The sequence below is a fragment of the Corynebacterium sp. HMSC068G04 genome (genome assembly GCF_001814885.1).
In the GTDB taxonomy this organism is placed as follows: Bacteria; Actinomycetota; Actinomycetes; order Mycobacteriales; family Mycobacteriaceae; genus Corynebacterium; species Corynebacterium hiratae.
In genome coordinates this window covers 1-1,767 of sequence record NZ_KV818296.1, presented here as the reverse complement: position 1 = coordinate 1,767, position 1,767 = coordinate 1, and the positions used below count along the sequence as shown (strand labels likewise).

The window sequence follows — 1,767 nt, the reverse complement described above, 5'->3', positions numbered from 1 at the left end:
TAATAGACCAAAACAAACACACACACCCAACTGGGGTGTGTAAACAACAAACACAACAAGACAATAATCACTGTCGCTTGCGTCCACTACACAGTATCTGACACAACACCAGCAACCAGCCGTTGCTCCGTGTGTTTGTCGGTGGCCTATAGCAGCAGGGAAACGCCCGGTCCCATTCCGAACCCGGAAGCTAAGCCTGCTAACGCTGATGGTACTGCAACCGGGAGGTTGTGGGAGAGTAAGAAACCGCCGACACCAAACAACAAACCATAACTCAATACACAACAAAGAGAGACCGTTGAAGCATTACTACCGCTTCAACGGTCTCTTTCTTCGTTTTCAAGGTCCGCCCCCAACGACACTGGGGGAGCGACCTCAAATCTCCTTGAGTACCACACCTAGGTCCATAACGCTTTGGCACTATCTTTTCGTCACTTTCGGTGCTTTCTCCTCGCGCTGATACTTTCGAGGAACGTATTTCAGCTACACTAATCAAAATGGTTGAATTAGCGTTCGGCGTTGCTTTTTGCGGGTCTACCCCGGGCTACGAGATTCGGTGGACGGATTCGTCGCTCAGTTTTCTAATGTCACGAGCATTGAGTGGTCATTCGTAGAAGTCCAGTTGGAGGTGTCTTGAGGTGCTCTTAAGGAAAATGCTCTCTCCTGCAACTGTAATCAGAGTGAATGTTCTTGTGGATGCATACGTGACTTCATTTCTTGCAGCTTCTGTAGGTTACCTGACAGTAGAATCTGGTCTTGATGGTCAAGGTGCTTTGCATGCGGTGGGCACGGGCATTGTTATTGGGACAATTCTGTCGTTGCCGCTTGCACGTCTCGGAGATGTCGTGGGCGAAGCTAGGGTTCTCGGCTGTGTGCAGATTTTTCAGGTGGTCGCATATGTTGTTCTTGGAATAATCCCTGGTCAAATCCCATTGATGGGTGCTTTGGTTGGAATCTTTTTGCTTGGAAGGTTTGTTTCGCCTCTGAGAGGTGCTCTTCCTCCACGCTACCTGCAAAAAGAGGAGCTAGTTAGTTTCAAAATTGCATTACGAACAGCTACGTTGACTGTCGTTCTACTTGGGACAGCCACCGTATCATGCGTTCTGCTTTTTGATGTCTCGATTCGAACCTTAGCTTCGTTGCTTGGGAGTTTTGGATATTTTATTTGTATCGCCGCGACGCACGTATTGAAGCAAAATCAAGGGGTCGACGTTGTACGCCGAGCTTCATTTCCCGTCAGATTTTCATTGGCAACAGATGTATGGATTTCTTGTCTAAAAGTCTTTGTTACATTCGCAATTATCACAACCGGTTCCGTTCTAGTGCCGTACATACTGGCGTCCAAGGGAAGTAAGCTTAGTTGGTTGCTATTGTGCTCTGTATTTATAGAAATTGCGATCAATTATGTTATCCAGAAGAACTCTCGCTTCAAGAAAGGAGGTAGGGCTTCAAATTTCGCCTTACTCTTGCTGGCAGTTGCTTTGGGGGTGTTCGGCGGGATTCTCTTAGTTAGCAGTGCTGTGCTCTTACAATCAATGATTGTCTTTTCATTAGCCTTGATGGCGGTATTCTGCTTAATTCATACCGCCCGGACGCTCGCAACTATTATGGCTTGGCAGTTTCAGTATGACAAAGGTGATGATAAAGATCGGACATTTGTAGTAGCTATATTTTCGATGGCGTCAGCTTTTGGTATCGGGTTTGCAAATTTAATAGGTGCAAAAATTTACGAAGTATGGGGTTGCCCGCAAATCGTGGACACGTAGT

At 46.7% G+C, this 1,767-nt stretch carries 1 protein-coding gene and 1 rRNA gene; both read left to right on the top strand.

The genetic code is table 11. From position 1 onward, the window contains the following. The first annotated feature begins 137 nt into the window (after positions 1-137). A 5S ribosomal RNA gene (gene rrf, locus HMPREF2993_RS02030) occupies positions 138-255 on the top strand. Positions 256-653: 398 nt separating this feature from the next. Further along, positions 654-1,766, top strand: coding sequence for a hypothetical protein (locus tag HMPREF2993_RS02025; RefSeq protein ID WP_141758243.1), 1,113 nt, complete (start codon positions 654-656; stop codon positions 1,764-1,766). The last annotated feature ends 1 nt before the right edge of the window (position 1,767 follow it).

Coding starts and splice junctions, on each gene's coding strand:
- HMPREF2993_RS02025 (WP_141758243.1), top strand. CDS start 654: ATGCTCTCTCCTGCAACTGTAATCAGAGTGAATGTTCTTGTGGATGCA.